This window comes from Nocardioides gansuensis, from assembly GCF_003076135.1.
Lineage (GTDB): Bacteria > Actinomycetota > Actinomycetes > Propionibacteriales > Nocardioidaceae > Nocardioides > Nocardioides gansuensis.
Genome location: NZ_QDGZ01000002.1, coordinates 104,526 through 122,342, shown reverse-complemented (window position 1 = coordinate 122,342; position 17,817 = coordinate 104,526). Strand labels below are relative to the sequence as shown.

The 17,817-nt window shown below is 69.7% G+C and carries 14 protein-coding genes and 1 tRNA gene; 5 read left to right on the top strand and 10 right to left on the bottom strand.

Annotated elements, in window-relative coordinates; genetic code table 11:
- Positions 1-6: 6 nt before the first annotated feature.
- The gene (locus tag DDE18_RS04865) at positions 7-447 is read left to right on the top strand and encodes a hotdog fold thioesterase (protein WP_116571494.1); all 441 of its coding nucleotides are present in this window, start codon (positions 7-9) and stop codon (positions 445-447) included.
- Here the strand turns inward: DDE18_RS04865 and DDE18_RS04860 are convergent.
- From DDE18_RS04860 to DDE18_RS04830, 7 genes are all read right to left on the bottom strand, one after another.
- The gene (locus tag DDE18_RS04860) at positions 444-1,022 is read right to left on the bottom strand and encodes a GNAT family N-acetyltransferase (RefSeq protein ID WP_165821040.1); all 579 of its coding nucleotides are present in this window, start codon (positions 1,020-1,022) and stop codon (positions 444-446) included. The two genes, DDE18_RS04865 and DDE18_RS04860, sit on opposite strands and share 4 nt — an antisense overlap.
- 133 nt (positions 1,023-1,155) lie before the next feature.
- Entirely contained in the window at positions 1,156-1,866 is a 711-nt protein-coding gene (locus DDE18_RS04855; protein ID WP_116571132.1) for an ABC transporter ATP-binding protein, read from the bottom strand.
- Positions 1,850-2,728, bottom strand: coding sequence for an ABC transporter ATP-binding protein (locus DDE18_RS04850; RefSeq protein WP_116571131.1), 879 nt, complete (start codon positions 2,726-2,728; stop codon positions 1,850-1,852). The genes DDE18_RS04855 and DDE18_RS04850 overlap by 17 nt, the downstream gene beginning before the upstream one ends.
- Positions 2,721-3,860 carry a branched-chain amino acid ABC transporter permease gene (locus DDE18_RS04845; protein WP_116571130.1) on the bottom strand — a complete coding sequence of 380 codons (1,140 nt, stop codon included), beginning with the start codon at positions 3,858-3,860 and terminating at the stop codon, positions 2,721-2,723. The genes DDE18_RS04850 and DDE18_RS04845 overlap by 8 nt, the downstream gene beginning before the upstream one ends.
- Entirely contained in the window at positions 3,857-4,822 is a 966-nt protein-coding gene (locus tag DDE18_RS04840) for a branched-chain amino acid ABC transporter permease (RefSeq protein ID WP_116571129.1), read from the bottom strand. The genes DDE18_RS04845 and DDE18_RS04840 overlap by 4 nt, the downstream gene beginning before the upstream one ends.
- A 93-nt stretch (positions 4,823-4,915) precedes the next feature.
- Positions 4,916-6,067, bottom strand: coding sequence for a branched-chain amino acid ABC transporter substrate-binding protein (locus DDE18_RS04835; RefSeq protein WP_116571128.1), 1,152 nt, complete (start codon positions 6,065-6,067; stop codon positions 4,916-4,918).
- Between the two features lie 165 nt (positions 6,068-6,232).
- The gene (locus tag DDE18_RS04830; protein ID WP_116571127.1) at positions 6,233-6,877 is read right to left on the bottom strand and encodes an ANTAR domain-containing response regulator; all 645 of its coding nucleotides are present in this window, start codon (positions 6,875-6,877) and stop codon (positions 6,233-6,235) included.
- Between the two features lie 54 nt (positions 6,878-6,931).
- Between DDE18_RS04830 and DDE18_RS04825 the strand changes: the two genes are divergently transcribed.
- The 4 genes from DDE18_RS04825 to DDE18_RS23555 all read left to right on the top strand — a co-directional run bounded on the left by DDE18_RS04825 (position 6,932) and on the right by DDE18_RS23555 (position 10,212).
- On the top strand, positions 6,932-8,683 hold the full coding sequence (locus DDE18_RS04825) for a right-handed parallel beta-helix repeat-containing protein (protein WP_116571126.1): 1,752 nt from the start codon (positions 6,932-6,934) through the stop codon (positions 8,681-8,683).
- Complete coding sequence (locus DDE18_RS04820; protein WP_116571125.1) at positions 8,680-9,291, top strand: hypothetical protein; 612 nt, start codon at positions 8,680-8,682, stop codon at positions 9,289-9,291. The genes DDE18_RS04825 and DDE18_RS04820 overlap by 4 nt, the downstream gene beginning before the upstream one ends.
- Before the next feature lie 54 nt (positions 9,292-9,345).
- Positions 9,346-9,419: transfer RNA gene (locus DDE18_RS04815), tRNA-Leu, on the top strand.
- 343 nt (positions 9,420-9,762) lie between these two features.
- On the top strand, positions 9,763-10,212 hold the full coding sequence (locus DDE18_RS23555; RefSeq protein ID WP_245916451.1) for a hypothetical protein: 450 nt from the start codon (positions 9,763-9,765) through the stop codon (positions 10,210-10,212).
- A gap of 3 nt (positions 10,213-10,215) precedes the next feature.
- Here DDE18_RS23555 and pyk read toward each other — a convergent pair whose 3' ends face one another.
- The 3 genes from pyk to gltB form a co-directional block, all read right to left on the bottom strand.
- The gene (gene pyk / locus DDE18_RS04805) at positions 10,216-11,664 is read right to left on the bottom strand and encodes a pyruvate kinase (RefSeq protein WP_116571124.1); all 1,449 of its coding nucleotides are present in this window, start codon (positions 11,662-11,664) and stop codon (positions 10,216-10,218) included.
- Positions 11,665-11,759: 95 nt separating this feature from the next.
- Positions 11,760-13,217 carry a glutamate synthase subunit beta gene (locus DDE18_RS04800; protein ID WP_116571123.1) on the bottom strand — a complete coding sequence of 486 codons (1,458 nt, stop codon included), beginning with the start codon at positions 13,215-13,217 and terminating at the stop codon, positions 11,760-11,762.
- A gap of 35 nt (positions 13,218-13,252) precedes the next feature.
- Positions 13,253-17,794: a glutamate synthase large subunit gene (gene gltB, locus DDE18_RS04795; RefSeq protein ID WP_116571122.1), complete on the bottom strand. Its 4,542-nt coding sequence runs from the start codon at positions 17,792-17,794 to the stop codon at positions 13,253-13,255.
- Positions 17,795-17,817: the final 23 nt, after the last annotated feature.

The window sequence follows — 17,817 nt, the reverse complement described above, 5'->3', positions numbered from 1 at the left end:
GCGGCCATGACCGACACCGCGAAGTCCCTGGCCGGCCTCAGCATCGACGAGTTCGTCGCCGCCATGCCGCAGGGCATGGGCCGGCTCAACGAGAAGATGGGCGTCGAGCTCGCCGAGATCTCGGCCGAGCGGGTCGTGGGGACGATGCCGGTGGAGGGCAACACCCAGCCCCTCGGCCTCCTCCACGGCGGCGCCTCCGTCGTGCTGGCCGAGACGCTGGGCTCGGTCGGCTCCGCGATCCATGCCTCTCCCGAGAAGGTCGCGGTCGGCGTGGACATCAACGCCACCCACCACCGCGCCGCCACGGCCGGAGTGCTCACCGGCGTGGCCACCGCGATCCACCTGGGGCGCACGTCGACCTGCTACGAGGTCGTCATCACCGACGAGCGCGGCAAGCGCGTGTGCACCTCGCGGATCACGTGCGCGCTGGTGCCCTCGCCCGCCTAGCCGACGACGCGCTCGCGCCGCCCGCGCCGGGCGGCCAGGACCCGGTCGATGTGCCGCGAGCTCGACCCGCCGAGGCGGACGGCTGCGATGCCGCGTCGCCCACCCAGCTTGGCCCGCACGGTGGCCGTCGGGGCGACGCGCAGTATGGCGACCGGCGAGAACGCCAGCCGCGCCAGGAAGCGGTTGGAGTCGCGCGCGTCGGCCCCCGCGGCGGTCACCAGGTGTGCGATCCCGTGCTGCTCGGCGTAGCGCGCCGCGGCGTCCATAAGCGCGGTGCCGACACCGCGCCGCTGGAACGACGGGAAGACGTGCGGCGCAACCACCAGCACGACCGGCTCACGGTTGAGCGGAGTCATGATGGAGCACAGCAGGAACGCAGCGCCGGCCACCTGCCCGTCGTGCTCGGCGACGATCACGGCCTGGGTGTCGCTCGCCGCCGACTGGGCGACGACCGTCGCCACGTCGGTCAGCTGCTCGTCGATCGGCGCCCTCCGCAGGGCGCCCTCCCACAGCTCGCGAATGGTGGCCACGTCGCCCGGTCCTGCCGCGCGCACCGTCACCGGTGAACGAGCCATCGTCACTCCCACACGTCTCATCCCCGTGTTGATGCTGCCCCGTACGGCGCGGGACCGGCCCGCGCCACAGGCGTGACCCTACGCCCGTTGTCCCCGCCTGTCTGCAGGAGGGGACAGATGCTCAGGTTTGGGGTCAGGCGACCCCGAGGTAGGCCTCCCGGATGCTCGGGTCGTCCAGCAGGGCCGCCCCCGTGCCGGCCTTGACGATGTTGCCGGTCTCCAGCACGTACGCCCGGTCAGCCCGGCTGAGCGCCTGCTTGGCGTTCTGCTCGACGACCAGGATGGTGGTGCCCTGCTGGGCGATCTCGCTGATGATCTGGAAGATCTGCTGGATGATCATCGGCGCGAGGCCCATGGACGGCTCGTCGAGCATCAGCAGCTTGGGACGCGACATCAGCGCCCGGCCGATGGCCAGCATCTGCTGCTCGCCTCCGGACAGCGTACCGGCGACCTGCTTGCGTCGCTCCTGGAGGCGCGGGAACAGGCCGAACGCCCGCTCGAGGTCCTGGGCGATAGCCGCCCGGTCCTTGCGGGTGTAGGCGCCCATGTCGAGGTTCTCGGTCACCGTCATGCCCGGGAAGATGCCGCGACCCTCGGGCGTGAGCACGAGGCCCCTGCGCATCCGCTGGTCGGCCCGGAGCCGCGTGACGTCCTCGCCGTTGAACACGATCTTGCCCGAGGCGAGGCCGCGGATCCCGGACAGGGCACGCATGGTGGAGGTCTTCCCGGCACCGTTGGCGCCGATCAGGGCCACGACCTCGCCCTCGTCGACCTCGATCGAGATGCCGTGCAGCGCCTCGATCTTGCCGTAGGTCAGAACGGCATCCTCAAGCTGAAGCAGCATCGTCCGGCTCTCCCAGGTAGGCAGCGATGACCCGCGGGTCGCGGGCCACGTCGGCGGGCAGTCCATCCGCGATCTTCTGCCCGAACTCGAGGACGACGATGCGGTCGGTCACCCCCATGACCAGCTTCATGTCGTGCTCGATCAGAAGCACCGTGTGCCCGGCCTCGCGGATCCGGCGGATGAGACCCATCAGGTCCTCCTTCTCCGCCGGGTTGAAACCCGCCGCCGGCTCGTCGAGGCAGAGCAGCTGGGGCTCGGTGGCCAGGGCCCGCGCGATCTCCAGGCGACGCTGGTAGCCGTAGGGCAGGTTGCGGGCCAGCTCGTGGGCGCGGTCGGCGATGCCGACGAACCGCAGCAGCGCCATCGACTTCCGGCGGGCCGCCCGCTCCTCGAGGGTGTGGCGGCTGATCCCGAAGACCTTCGCGAAGCTCGCCTTGAGCGAGTTGTCCGGGAGCTCGGTCTCCTTCGGCTTGACCCGGTAGGCGCGGAACAGTGCGCCCATGACGCTGGTCTTGTGGCGCGAGTCGGTGCCGACCATGACGTTCTCCATGGCCGACATCTCGGGGAACAGCCGGATGTTCTGGAACGTGCGGGCGATCCCGAGGTGGTTGATCTTGTGTGACTTCTCGCCCGAGATGCGCTTGCCGTTGAAACGGATCTCCCCCGTCGTCGGGGTGTAGACGCCCGTCATCGCGTTGAAGCACGTCGTCTTGCCGGCGCCGTTGGGGCCGATCAGGCCGAGGATCTCCCCCCGCCGGATCGAGAAGTCGACGTCGTTGAGCGCGACGACACCGCCGAACTTGAGCGTGACGTGGTCGACCTCGAGGAGGACGTCGCTGCTTGTGCTGGTCTGGTCAGACATCTACTGCCGCCTCCTGCGCCTCGTGCCGTCGATCCGCGAACTCCCGTGCTCGTCTTCGGCTCGGCCAGAGCCCCTGGGGCCGCATGACCATCACGACCACGAGGGCGACGCCGAAGGCGAAGGGTCGCCATTCCTGGAACTCCCGGAACCGCTCCGGGAGGTAGGTGATCAGGAAGGCGCCGAGGAGCGCTCCGAAGAGGTTGCCCGACCCACCGATGACCACCATCGCCACGAACAGGAAGGACAGCTGCAGGTGGAAGCCGCCGGGCTCGACGTACTGCTGCTTGCTGCCGAACAGCAGGCCGGCGATGGCCCCGAGCGCGGCGCCGATGGCGAACGCCCAGAGCTTGTACTTGAAGGCCGGCACGCCCATGATCGCCGCCGCGTCCTCGTCCTCTCGGATCGCGAGCCAGGCACGCCCGACCCGGCTGTGCTCAAGCCGCCGGGTGAGCCAGATGAGCAGGATCAGCATGACCAGCGCCAGCCAGTACCAGCGCTCCGCGTCGGAGGTGTTGAAGAAGGACCGGCCGTCGATCTCGGGACCGGGCGGCACCGGGACGTTGGTGATGCCGGCGGCGCCGTTGGTGATGGGGTCGGCGTTCTTCGCGATGATGCGGATGATCTCGCCGAATCCCATGGTCACGATGGCGAGGTAGTCACCGCGCAGCCGCAGGGTCGGCGCACCGAGGATGACTCCCGCGATCATCGTGAACGCGAGGGCGATCGGGATGCACGCGGCGAACGGGACGGCCCAGCCCTCCGAGAGGCCGAACCTCTGCGCGATCCACTCCGTGACGGGGGACGACGGCGAGCCGAACAGGGCCACCGAGTAGGCGCCGAGCGCGTAGAACCCGACGTAGCCGAGGTCGAGGAGCCCGGCCAGTCCGATCACCACGTTGAGTCCGGCCGCCGCGATCATGTAGACGACCACGAGAAAGAGCACGCTGGCCCAGTCGGAGCCGTGGGGGCTCAGATCCGTGCGGACGTAGGCGAACGGCAGGATGTTGAGGAACGGCAGGTAGAAGGCCAGCGCGAGGGCCAGCACGATGGTGCCGATGCGCACCCACTTCGGCGCGGCGTTCCAGCGCTCGGGGATCTGCAGGCTGCGGAGGGGGTGGGTGATCGCGCTCATGCCCGTGCCTTTCCGAGCGACTCGCCCAGCAGCCCGGTCGGGCGGAACATCAGCACGAGGACGAGCACGATGAACGCCCACACGTTCTGCCAGCTGGAGTCGAAGAGGGTCGAGAAGTAGACCTCCACGATCCCGAGAATGAGGCCTCCGACCAGGGCGCCGCGCAGGTTGCCGATGCCGCCGAGCACCGCGGCGGTGAAGGCCTTGATGCCCATCAGGAAGCCGGCACTCCAGGAGGTGATGTCGTACTGGACGGTGTAGAGGAGGGCTGCGACACCCGCCATGGCACCGCCGAGCACGAAGACCATCATGATGACGCGGTCCTGGTTGACGCCCATCAGCGAAGCGGTGTCGGGGTCCTGGGCGACGGCGCGCACGCCACGCCCGATCCGGCTCTTGTTCACGAAGGTGTCCAGCGCGAACATCATCACGATGGCGCCGACGATGACGAGGACGTGCACGTTGGTGAGGCGGAAGTCGCCGATCTCGATCAGGGCGCTGGTCCGCAGTGGCGAGGGGATGTTGACCGGAGCACGGCCGAACGGCTCGCCGAAGAACACCTTGAGCACATAGCCGAAGGTCTCCATCAGCGCGAGCGAGCAGCCGATGGCGGTGATCAGGAAGATCAGGGGTGGGGCGTTCTTCTTGCGGAGCGGCCGGTAGGCGATCCGCTCGACACCCAGGGCAACCGTGGCCGAGGCGGCCATCGCACACACCAGCGCCAGCGCGGTCGCGGCGATGACCATCATGGTGCCCGAGCCCTCACCCGCCCCCAGCACCGTGTAGACCCCGAGCACGGTCCAGGTGCCGACCATGAACACCTCGGAGTGCGCGAAGTTGATGAGCCGCATCACGCCGTACACCATCGTGTAGCCGAGTGCGACCAGGGCATACACGGAGCCCCGGAAGAGGCCGTCGAGCGTGTGCCCGCCCAAGCCGTTGATCAAACTGTCGAAGTCCACTGACCCTCCCAGCGACCCGCACCGACGCGGGTCGAACAGTGGGGGCGGTCAGGTCTCACCTGACCGCCCCCGTCGGTTGTTCGGTGTGCTCGGTCAGCCGAGCTCGATCGGCTGGTCGGGGACCAGCGCGCCACCCTCGGTCTTGTACGCGTAGTAGGCGACCTGCTCTTCGGGAACGTCGCCGTTCTCGTCGAACGCGAGCGGCTTGCTCAGGCCCTCACCCTCGTAGCCGTCGACGAACGCCTCGATGTCCTCGCGGGTGGTGTTGCCCTCCGCGATCGCCTCGAGGAAGATCGTCATGGCGTCGTAGCCTTCCATCGCGTAGGCACCCGGCGCCTCGCCGAACTCGGCCTCGAAGTCCTCGGCGAACGTCTCGCCCTCCTCGATCGGGGCGCACGGGCAGACGATGATCGCGTCCTCCCCGGCTGAGCCGGCAGCCGAACCCCAGTCGGCACCGTAGAGGCCGTCACCACCGATGAACGGGGCCTCGATGCCGGCGTCGCGGATCTGCTTGAGCAGCGGCGCGGCCTCGGCGATGTAGCCGCCGTACATGATCGCGTCGGGCTTGGCCGCCTTGATCTTGGAGATCGTGGGCGCGAAGTCGGTCTGGCCGACCTCGGTCTTGTCCGAGTCGACGACCACGTCGCCCAGCGTCTCGGCGACCCTGGCCACCAGCGGCTCGCCGTAGGCCTCGGAGTTGTCGACCAGGAAGGCCCTCTTGGCACCGAAGACGTCGGTGATGTACTTCGCGATCGCCTGGCCCTGGTAGTCGTCGTAGGGCACGAGGCGGTGGAAGACCGGCACCGGGTCCTCGAGGCTGAGGTCGGTCGCGGTGGCCGACTGGCTGATCATGGTGATGCCCGCGTCGGCGTAGATCGACTTGGTGGCCCGGGTCTCGTTCGAGAAGGCACCACCGATGACGCCGAGGTAGCTGTCGTCGCCCGCGATCTGCGTCGCAATGGGCGTGGCCTTGGCCGGGTCACCCTCGGTGTCGTGCCGCACGAGCTCGATGGCGCAGTCGGGGTTCTCCTCCGACCACTGCTTGAGCGCCAGCTCCGCACCGTCCACCGACGGGATCACGATGCTGGCGTTCGGGCCGCTGAGGGCGCCCATCGCGGCGATCTTGCCCGCGCACTCGCCTTCCTCGGCGCCTGTGCCGGTATCGGTCGTGCCGCAGGCGCTGAGCACCAGGCCGGCGGCGGCAGTGGCAGCGAGTGCCTGCCACGTCTTGGATGAGCGGATCATGGACCCTCCGTCTGCTTGTCGGCCGGGACGACCTTCGTCGGCGGCCCTTTTCAGCGGGAACCTAGCACTCCGTTGTGTCCTGCGACACGCAAGGCGACACGTCTGCATCCGCTGTTGCGCTTTCGTGACCTGACCGCAACGCGGCGCAACGCCTGCAGGCCCGTGCTAGTCGGCGGGCTTCGTGACCCCGGGACCGTGCGTCACAACTCCTTCGGCGACCTCCCGCATCGACAGGCGAAGATCCATTGCCGTCTTCTGGATCCACCGGAAAGCCTCCGGCTCGCTCAGTCCGAGCTGTTCCTGCAGGACCCCCTTGGCGCGGTCCACCGCCTTGCGGGTCGCGAGCGACTCCTTGAGGTCGTGCACCTCCCGCTCCAGGACGGCGACCTCCGCGAAGCGGCTCACCGCCATCTCGATCGCGGGCACCAGGTCGCTGCGGTTGAACGGCTTCACCAGGTAGGCCATCGCGCCGGCGTCCCTGGCCCGCTCGACGAGGTCGCGCTGGGAGAACGCCGTGAGCATCACGACCGGCGCGATCCGCGCCGCGGCGATGTGCTCGGCGGCCGCGATGCCGTCGAGCACCGGCATCTTGACGTCGAGGATCACCAGGTCGGGCCGCAGCTCCTCGGCGAGCTCGATCGCCCGCTGACCGTCACCGGCCTGCCCGACGACCTCGTAGCCCTCCTCCGCCAGCATCTCGGCCAGGTCCATGCGGATGAGCGCCTCGTCCTCGGCAATGACCACCCGACGTACGCCGGGGGTGCTGGCGGACGGGTCGTGCGGGGACGGGCGGGTGCTGGGGTCGGTCACGGCGCCTAGGTTAGCGGCGCGTGACCTCGCGGCCGGCCTCGTCGTTCAGGCGACATGGGACGCCTCGTTGCTCTGGCCTTGCTGGTCGCTGGACTCCCCCTCTCACTGGCGGGGCCGGCACAGGCGCACGAGGAGCGCGAGTCGCAGTTCCCGCCGGGGACCGGGGCGGTCCCGGAGCACCGCTCGCTGAAGCAGGCCAGCGACGTCCTCGTCGTGTGCAAGCCCACGTCGCCGAAGCGGATCGCCCGGATCAGGCAGGCCAAGGTGCGACGCTTCAACGAGCGGCTGCTCGAGCGATGCGACCACCGCGAACTCCAGGCGGCCGTCGACGCGGTCCGCAGGCCCCGCACCAACATCTACGTCCTGCCCGGCGTCTACCGCGAGCGGCCGTCGTGGGACCCCGCCTGCACCGAGGACTACGACGGCGGCGTGGTGTCCTACGACCTCGTCCACTCGTGCGGCGAGGTGGTCAACCTGGTCACGATCGCGGGCGACGACCCCGAGGACCCCGACATCACCTGCGACGGTCCGCTCTGCCGGCTGCAGATCACCGGGACGGGCGCCACGCCCGGCCAGGTGCGGTTCACCGGCGGCTTCCGCAAGGACGGCGACTGGGTCAAGCACAACGGCATCAAGGCCGACCGGGCCGACGGCTTCTATCTCGCGAACATGACGCTGGAGCTGTTCCGGGAGAACGCGGTCTACATCCACGAGACCGACGGCTACGTCGTCGACCGCGTCGTCACCCGCTACAACGACCTCTACGGAGTGCTGACCTTCACCTCCGACCACGGCCTGATCCAGCGGTGCAACGCCCACCACAACGGCGACTCCGGCATCTATCCCGGCTCGGCGGCCGACGTGAACGCCCAGAGCACCAGCACCGGACCGCTCACCCGCTGGTCGGTCGAGGTGCGTCGCTGCAACATGCACCACAACGCCCTCGGCTTCTCGGGCACCGCCGGCAACTCCGTCTACGTGCACCACAACCGGATGCACCACAACGGCGTGGGCTTCGTCGTCGAGTCGATCCTGGGCGGGCATCCCGGCATGCCCCAGGACCACGGCTGGTTCACCCAGAACAGGATCTACAGCAACAACGTCAACTACTACGGCAACACCCAGGGCGACGACGCCCCGTGCCAGGCCGAGAAGCCCCGCGACCGCGGGCACCAGCGCGGCGTGGTCTGCCCTCCGCTCCCCCTGCCTGTCGGCACCGGCGGCATGATCGTCGGCAACCACAACTTCGTGAACGCCAACGAGGTGTGGGACAACTGGCGCACCGGCTTCAAGCTCTTCTGGGTGCCGCCGGCGCTGCTGCGGGGCGAGTACGACCCGCTGCAGCAGAACGACAACTCCAACCACAACGCCTACACCGGCAACGAGATGGGCTTCTCCCCCACCGGCCAGGTCCTCCCCAACGGCCTCGACTTCTGGTGGGACGACGCAGGCGTCGGCAACTGCTGGCAGGACAACCTGGCCGCCCCCGGCCGGCAGATCACGCACAACGCCACGCGCGGGTCCCTGCCCAGCTGCGGCCACAGGTCCGACGCCCCGGTGAGCAACCTGGTCAAGACGACCTCGATGCTGCCGTGCGCCGAGTTCGACCGCTACTCCAATCCCGAGCCGGCCGGCTGCGACTGGATCGTCACGCCTACCAGGCCGACAGCGGCCAGCATCCGGGCCGCCGCCGCGTCACCCGTCGCGCCCGACGCCACCGGCCCGGTGCTGCTCGCCGGCCTCGGCCTCGCCGGCGCGCTCGTCCTGCGCCTCGTGGCCCGCCGCCGTCGCCGGAGGCATGCATGAGCCTGCTGACCGACCACCCGCACGCGCGTCTCGACGGCGACCCCGCGTCGTACGCCGCTCGGGGGCCGCGTCGTCGGCGGCCGCTGCGCCACGGGCTGCTCGTGGTGGCGCTCGCCTGCGTCTGGGCCGCACTCCCCCTCGGCGTCCGGCTTGCTCCCGACGTCGAGCCGAGCATGCCCGTGGCGGCCGGGCTGATGGTGCCGGAGTACGGCGCGCGCGGGACCTACGCGTTCCACTACCGCTTCCACGAGACGATCACGATCGAGGTGCCCGTGCGCAACTCCGGTCCGCTCCCGCTGACGATCGACAGCGTCCGGCTCGAAAGCCCCCGACTGCCGCTGATGGTGCCGGTGGGCGGTCTCGAAGAGCCGCTGCGGCTGGGCCCGTTCGGCTCGGGCACGGTGTCCCTGACGATGAGGTTCGACAACTGCCGCTACTACCACGAGCGGTCGGCGCAGACCTGGGAGCAGGTGCGCGTGAGCGGGTCGACGCTGGGGCGGGACTTCACCCGGAGCGTGCCGCTCGCCTTCCCCCTCGCGGTGCACGGGCAGGTCATCCTCGACTGTCCCGACCGCACGCTCGTCCGGGGTGACGACGTGCGGGAATGAGGAACCTCGGCGGCGTGGTTCCGACAGTGGTCGGGTAGGTTGATGCCCCGAAATGCCCCGGTAGACCAACTGGCAGAGTCGATGCTCTCAAACAGCATTCAGTGTGGGTTCGAATCCCACCCGGGGTACAAATCCACAGGTCGAACGTCATGTCGGTGGCTCGTGGGACCTTCGCGAGATGTACGAGAAGCACAGGCGTCGCGAGGTGCTGGCGCAACTCGCCGCCGGTGTCTCACTCGCGGCTCTGAGCCGCTCCACGGGCGTCGATCGCTCCACTGTTCGCGCATGGCGAGAAGCCGGCGGGCCCGGCGTCGGAGAATGCTTCCGCTGCGAGGGACTCTCCCCCGCCGCTGGCGCCGAATACTCAGCCCTGCTGGGCTTCTATCTGGGAGACGGATGCGTCTCGACATACCGGGGCAGCACTACCTCCGAGTGTCCTGCGACAAGACGTGGCCAGGCATCGTTGCGGACGTGTCTTCGGTCGTCGCGGCCATTCACCCGACAGGGAAGGTCTTCCACGTCCGCGGCCAGGGCGCGACAGTCCTCCAGTCGAACTGGAAGCACTGGCCCTGCTTGCTCCCCCAGCACGGCCCGGGACGCAAGCACGAGCGCCCGATCATCCTCGAGCCCTGGCAGCGCGAGGTGGTGGAGGCGTTCCCGGCCGACTTCCTGAGGGGCCCCTTCCACTCCGACGGCTGCCGCGTCGACAACTGGGCGACTCGCGTCGTACGAGGAGAGAGACGGCGCTACGACTACGGCCGCTGGCAGTTCGTCAACGCGTCCGACGACATCCGCCGCCTCTGCGCCTGGGCACTCGACCTGCTGGAGATCCCGTGGCGACGCTCCGGTGATCGGGTGATCTCGGTGTCCCGTCGCGAGGCCGTCGCCCGGCTCGACGAGCTGATCGGCCTGAAGTCGTGAGCCTCAGCGAGCCCGGCGGTAGGCCGGCGCCACCTCGTTGATCGCGTCGCCGATCCGGTGGATCCGCAGCGCGTTCGTCGAGCCGGGGATGCCGGGCGGGCTGCCGGCGATGATGACCACGAGGGCGCCCTGGTGCACCCGGCCGATGTCCAGCAGCTGCTCGTCGACCTGGCGCACCATCTCGTCGGTGTGCTCGACCGCGTGGGTGCGGAACGTCTCGACGCCCCAGGTCATCGACAGCTGCGAGCGGGTGGCGTCCTCGGGCGTGAACGCCAGGATCGGGATGTGTCCGCGGAGACGGGCGAGCCGGCGGGCCGAGTCGCCCGACTGGGTGAACGCGACGAGATATTCAGCCCCGATCCGCTCGGCCACCTCGACAGCAGCCTTGGCGATGACGCCGCCGCGGGTGCGGGGGTTCCACTCCAGCTGCGCCATGCGGTGGCGGCCGTGGTCCTCGGTGGACTGGAGGATGCGGGCCATCGTCGCGACGGCCTCGATGGGATAGCTCCCGACGCTCGTCTCGCCCGACAGCATCACCGCGTCGGCGCCGTCGAGCAGGGCGTTGGCGACGTCGGAGGCCTCGGCGCGGGTCGGGGCCGGCGCGGAGATCATCGACTCGAGCATCTGGGTGGCCACGATCACGGGCTTGGCGTTGAGCCTGGCCATCTCGATCACCTGCTTCTGCAGGAACGGCACGTCCTCGAGCGGGCACTCCACGCCGAGGTCGCCGCGGGCCACCATGAAGCCGTCGAAGGCGGCGATGACCTCGTCGAGGTGCGTGATCGCCTGCGGCTTCTCGATCTTGGCGATGACCGGGACGTGGATGCCCTCCTCGGTCATCACCTTGCGCACGTCGTCGGCGTCCTTGGCGTTGCGGACGAAGCTCAGCGCGATGAAGTCCACGCCGCGTCGCAGCGCCCAGCGGAGGTCGTCGATGTCCTTCTCGGACAGGGCGGGCACGCTCACGGCGACCCCGGGCAGGTTGATGCCCTTGTTGTCGGAGATCGGGCCGGCGACGATCACCTTCGTGGTCACGTCGGTCTCGTCGACCTGGGTGACCTCGAGGCGGACCTTGCCGTCGTCGATCAGGATGCGGTCACCCGGCCCGACGTCGCCGGGGAGCCCGCCGTACGTCGTGGACGCGATCTCGCTGTCCCCCGGCACCGGGCGGGTGGTGATCGTGAAGGTCTGCCCCGCAGTGAGCTCGACCTTGCCGGCGGCGATGCGGCCCAGCCGGATCTTGGGGCCCTGCAGGTCGGCGAAGATGCCGACCCCGTGACCAGAGGCGTCGGCGGCCTCCCGCACCAGCTTGTAACGCATGTCGTGGTCGGCATGGTCGCCGTGGCTCATGTTGAGTCGGGCGACGTCCATGCCGGCGTCGATGAGGGCCCTGATGGCTTCCGGCGAGTCGACGGCCGGGCCGAGGGTGCAGACGATCTTGGCTCTACGCACGGCACGACCCTAGCGGATCTTTGATCGTTCCAAACACCGGGACGCCATACGGACCGTGACCAGTGGGTGACGGTCCGTATGGCGTCCGGGCGGGGTCAGACGACGAGCGGGCGCTCGTGCGGCTTGATGGGCACCGGGAGGGCCGTGGAGCCGGTCAGGTAGGTGTCGACCGCGGCCGCGGCGGCACGCCCCTCGGCGATCGCCCACACGATGAGCGACTGGCCCCGGCCGGCGTCGCCGGCCACGAAGACCCCGTCGACGCTGGAGGCGTACGACGCGTCGCGCTTGACGTTGCCGCGCTCGTCGAGCTCGACGCCGAGCTGCTCGACCAGGCCGTGCTTCTCCGGACCGAGGAAGCCCATCGCGAAGAGCACCAGCTGGGCCGGGATCTCGCGCTCGGTGCCCTCGATCGGCTGGAACCTCGAGTCGACCTCGACCAGGCTCAGGGCCCGGACGTTGCCCTCCTCGTCGGGAAGGAACTCCTGCGTCGACACGGCGTAGACCCGCTCGCCACCCTCCTCGTGCGCGGACGAGACCCGATAGGTCATCGGGTACGTCGGCCACGGCTGGCCGGCGGGCCGGTCCCCCGTGGGCCGCGGCATGATCTCGAGCTGCGTGATGGAGCGCGCACCCTGACGGATGGAGGTGCCGAGGCAGTCGGCGCCGGTGTCACCGCCACCGATGATCACGACGTCCTTGTCGGTCGCCAGGATCTGCCCCTCGACGGTCTCGCCGAGCGCGACGCGGTTGGCCTGCGGGAGGAACTCCATCGCCTGGTGGATCCCGCCGAGCTCGCGTCCCGGCACCGGGAGGTCACGCGGCTCCGTGGCACCCATCGCCAGCACGACGGCGTCGTAGCGGTCGAGGAGCCGGTCGCCGGTGAGGTCCTGGCCCACGTTGACGCCGGCCCGGAAGACGGTGCCCTCGCGCTTCATCTGGTCCAGGCGGCGGTCGAGGTGCTGCTTCTCCATCTTGAACTCGGGAATGCCGTAGCGCAGCAGGCCGCCGATCTTGTCGGCCCGCTCGTAGACGGCCACGGTGTGACCGGCCCGGGTCAGCTGCTGGGCGGCGGCCAGGCCGGCGGGGCCGGAGCCGATCACGGCCACCGTCTTGCCCGAGAGCCACTCCGGCGGCTGCGGCCGGACGTAGCCCGACTCCCAGGCGCGGTCGATGATCGAGACCTCGACGTTCTTGATCGTCACCGGGTCCTGGTTGATGCCCAGGACACAGGCGGTCTCGCAGGGGGCCGGGCACAGGCGACCGGTGAACTCCGGGAAGTTGTTGGTCGCGTGCAGGCGCTCGATCGCGCCCTCCCAGTCGTCACGCCAGACCAGGTCGTTCCACTCCGGGATGATGTTGCCCAGCGGGCAGCCCTGGTGGCAGAACGGGATGCCGCAGTCCATGCAGCGCCCGGCCTGTGTGGTGATGATCGGGAGCAGCGCCCGACCGACCCCGTTGGGGTAGACCTCGTCCCAGTCCTTGACGCGCTCCTCGACGGGGCGGCGGGTCGCGACCTCGCGTCCGTCCTTGAGGAAGCCCTTGGGATCAGCCATGACGGGCCTCCTGACCCTGGTCGCTGTTCGTGCGATCAGCCATGAAGCACCTCCATGATGCGGGCAGCAGCCTCGTCCTCGTCGAGGCCCTCCTCGAGGGCCTCCTCGCGCGCCTCGATCACGCGCTTGTAGTCGCTGGGCATCACCTCGGTGAAGCGGGCCAGCGAGGCCGGCCAGTCCTCCAGCAGGGCGGCGGCGACCGTCGAGCCGGTCTCCTCCGCGTGCTTGCGCACCAGTGCCTCGAGCTCCTCGGCGGCCTTGCCCTCGACCTTGCCGAGCTCGACGAGCTCGGGGTTGACCCGGCCCTCGTCGAGATCGAGCACGAAGGCGTAGCCGCCCGACATGCCCGCGGCGAAGTTGCGGCCGGTCTGGCCGAGGACCACCACCCGACCCCCGGTCATGTACTCGCAGCCATGGTCGCCGACGCCCTCGACGACGGCGGTGGCGCCGGAGTTGCGCACGCAGAAGCGCTCGCCCACCGTGCCACGCAGGAAGATCTCGCCCGACGTGGCGCCGTAGGCGATCGTGTTGCCGGCGATGACCTGCTCGCTGGCCTCGAACGGCGCGGACCGGTCCGGGCGCACGATGATCCGTCCGCCCGACAGGCCCTTGCCGACGTAGTCGTTGGCGTCGCCCTCGAGGCGCAGCGTGACGCCCCGCGGCACGAACGCACCGAACGACTGCCCGGCCGATCCCGTGAAGGTGATGTCGATCGTGTCGTCGGGCAGGCCCTCGCCGCGGTAGCGCTTGGTCACCTCGTGGCCGAGCATCGTGCCGACGGTGCGGTTGATGTTGCGCACCTGCACCTGGGCGCGGACCGGCTCGCGGCTCTCCAGGGCCGGGGCCGCGAGCGCGATCAGCTCGTTGTCCAGCGCCTTGTCGAGGCCGTGGTCCTGCGTCCTGGTGCAACGCAGGTCCTGCTGCTCGAACTGGCCGAACTCGCCGTGCGGTGAGGCCTGGTGGAGGATCGGCGAGAGGTCGAGCCCCCGCGCCTTCCAGTGGTCGACGGCGCGCTCGACGTCGAGGACGCCGACCTGGCCGATGGCCTCGTCGAGGCTGCGGAAGCCCAGCTGGGCCAGCAGCTCGCGCACCTCCTGAGCGACGTACTCGAAGAAGTTGACGACGTACTCCGCCTTGCCGGTGTAGCGCTCGCGGAGGACCGGGTTCTGCGTCGCCACGCCCACCGGGCAGGTGTCGAGGTGGCAGACCCGCATCATGATGCAGCCCGAGACGACGAGCGGAGCGGTGGCGAAGCCGTACTCCTCCGCGCCGAGCAGCGCCGCGATCACGACGTCGCGACCCGTCTTCAGCTGGCCGTCGGTCTGCACGACGATGCGGTCGCGCAGGCCGTTGAGCAGCAGGGTCTGCTGGGTCTCGGCGAGGCCGAGCTCCCACGGGCCGCCCGCGTGCTTGAGCGAGGTGAGCGGCGAGGCGCCGGTGCCGCCGTCGTGGCCGGAGATCAGTACGACGTCGGCGTGCGCCTTCGAGACACCCGCTGCGACGGTGCCGACCCCGACCTCCGAGACCAGCTTGACGTGCACGCGCGCGCTCGGGTTGGCGTTCTTGAGGTCGTGGATCAGCTGCGCCAGGTCCTCGATCGAGTAGATGTCGTGGTGCGGCGGCGGGCTGATCAGGCCAACACCCGGCGTCGAGTGACGGGTCTTGGCCACCCACGGGTAGACCTTGTGGCCGGGCAGCTGGCCGCCCTCGCCGGGCTTGGCGCCCTGGGCCATCTTGATCTGGATGTCGTCGGAGTTGGTGAGGTATTCCGACGTCACGCCGAAGCGACCCGACGCGACCTGCTTGATCGAGCTGCGGCGCTCGGGGTCGTAGAGGCGGTCCGGGTCCTCGCCGCCCTCACCGGTGTTGGACTTCGCGCCCAGTCGGTTCATGGCGATCGCGAGGGTCTCGTGCGCCTCCTGCGAGATCGACCCGTAGGACATCGCGCCGGTGGAGAAGCGCTTGACGATCTCCGAGACCGGCTCGACCTCGTCGATCGAGATCGGCTCGCGCACGCCCTCCTTGAAGCGGAACAGGCCGCGCAGCGTCATCAGCTGCTCCGACTGCGAGTCCACCCGGGAGGTGTACTGCTTGAAGATCTCGTAGCTGCCGGTGCGGGTGGAGTGCTGGAGCCGGAAGACCGTCTCGGGGTCGAACAGGTGCGGCTCGCCCTCACGGCGCCACTGGTACTCGCCGCCGATCTCGAGCTCGCGGTGGGCCGGCGCGATGCCGCCACGGGGGTAGGCCCGGGCGTGGCGCCGCGCGACCTCCTCCGCGATGGTGTCGAGCTCGATGCCGCCGAGCTTGGAGGTGGTGCCGGTGAAGTACCTGTCGACGACCGCCTGCGAGAGGCCGACCGCCTCGAAGATCTGGGCACCGGTGTAGGACGCGACGGTGGAGACGCCCATCTTGGACATCACCTTGAGGACGCCCTTGCCGAGCGCCTTGATCAGGTTGGCAACAGCCTTCTCCGGGTCGGCCTTGACGTAGTAGCCCTCGCGGGCCAGGTCCTCGACGGTCTCCATCGCGAGGTAGGGGTTGACCGCGGCCGCGCCGTAGCCCACGAGCAGGGCCACGTGGTGGACCTCGCGCACGTCGCCGGCCTCGACGAGCAGGCCGACCTGGGTGCGGGTCTTCTCCCGGACCAGGTGGTGGTGCACGGCACCGGTGAGCAGCAGCGACGGGATCGGGGCGAGCTCGGCCGTGGAGTGGCGGTCGCTGAGCACGATGATCCGGGCGCCGCCGGCGATCGCCTCGGACACCTCCTGGCAGATCTCGTCGAGGCGACGGGCCATGGCCTCGCCGCCGCCCTCCACGTCGTACAGGCCCCGCGACACGTGGGTGATGAACCCGGGCATGTCGCCGTCACGGTTGATGTGGCGGATCTTGGCCAGGTCGTCGTTGGAGATCACCGGGAAGGGCAGCACGACCTGCCGGCAGGACGCGGGCGTCGGCTGCAGGAGGTTGGCCTCCGGGCCGATGGTGCCGTTGAGCGAGGTGACGAGCTCCTCGCGGATCGCGTCCAGCGGCGGGTTGGTGACCTGCGCGAACAGCTGAGCGAAGTAGTCGAACAGCAGGCGCGGCTTCTCCGACAGGGCGGCGACGGGCGTATCGGTGCCCATCGAGCCGATCGACTCCGCGCCGGTGTTGGCCATCGGCGTGAGGAGGATGCGGAGCTCCTCCTCGGTGTAGCCGAAGATCTGCTGGCGACGGGTGACCGAGGCGTGGGTGTGCACGATGTGCTCGCGCTCGGGGATGTCGTCGAGGTGGATCTGGCCGGCGTGCAGCCACTCGTCGTAGGGGTGCTCCGAGGCGAGCTCGGACTTGATCTCCTCGTCCTCGATGATCCGGTGCTCGTCGGTGTCGACGAGGAACATCCGGCCCGGCTGCAGCCGGCCCTTGCGGACGATCGTGGCGGGGTCGAGGTCGAGCACGCCGACCTCGGACGCCAGGACGACGAGGCCGTCCTCGGTCACCCAGTAGCGCGAGGGGCGCAGGCCGTTGCGGTCGAGCACGGCGCCAATCTGGGTGCCGTCGGTGAAGACGACGCAGGCCGGGCCGTCCCAGGGCTCCATCATCGAGGAGTGGAACTCGTAGAAGGCACGCCGCTTGGCGTCCATCTCGGTGTGGTTCTCCCAGGCCTCCGGGATCATCATCAGCACCGAGTGGGGCAGCGAGCGGCCGCCCATGTGCAGCAGCTCGAGCACCTCGTCGAACGAGGCGGAGTCGGAGGCGCCCGGCGAGCAGATCGGGTAGAGCCGCTCCAGGTCGCCGGGGATGATGTCGGACTCCAGCAAGGCCTCGCGGGCCCGCATCCAGTTCCGGTTGCCCATCACGGTGTTGATCTCGCCGTTGTGGGCGATGAACCGGAACGGGTGGGCCAGCGGCCAGCTGGGGAAGGTGTTGGTCGAGAAGCGAGAGTGCACGACGGCCAGCGCCGAGGCGATGCGCTCGTCGACCAGGTCGGGGAAGAACTCGCCGAGCTGGTCGGTCGTGAGCATGCCCTTGTAGGCCAGGGTGCGCGACGAGAGGGTCGGGAAGTAGACGCCCGCCTCGTGCTCGGAGCGCCTGCGAAGGCAGAAGGCCAGGCGCTCCAGGGCCATGCCGGCGATCCGCTTGCCGCCACCGGCGACGAAGAGCTGGGCGAAGGCCGGCATCACGCTGCGCGCCGTGGCGCCCAGGATGCCGGGGTTGATCGGCACGTCGCGCCACCCGAGGACCGCGAGGCCCTCCTCGTGGGCGATCTGCTCGATCTGCTGGCGGGTCTTGGCGACCGTCTCGTCGTCGCCCGGGATGAAGGCCGTGCCGACGGCATAGCTGCCCGCCACGGGCAGCTCGAAGTCGACCACGTCGCGCAGGAACGCGTCGGGCACCTGCATGAGGATGCCCGCGCCGTCGCCCGAGTTGGTCTCGGCGCCGGCAGCACCACGGTGGTCGAGGTTGCGCAGGGCGGTGAGGGCCTGGACCACGATGTCGTGACTGGCCACGCCGGTGAGGGTCGCGACGAAGGCCACGCCACACGCGTCGTGCTCGTGGCGGGGGTCGTAGAGCCCTTGCGGCGGCGGGAAGGCGTGCATCGGGGACGCACCGTTCGAAGGCA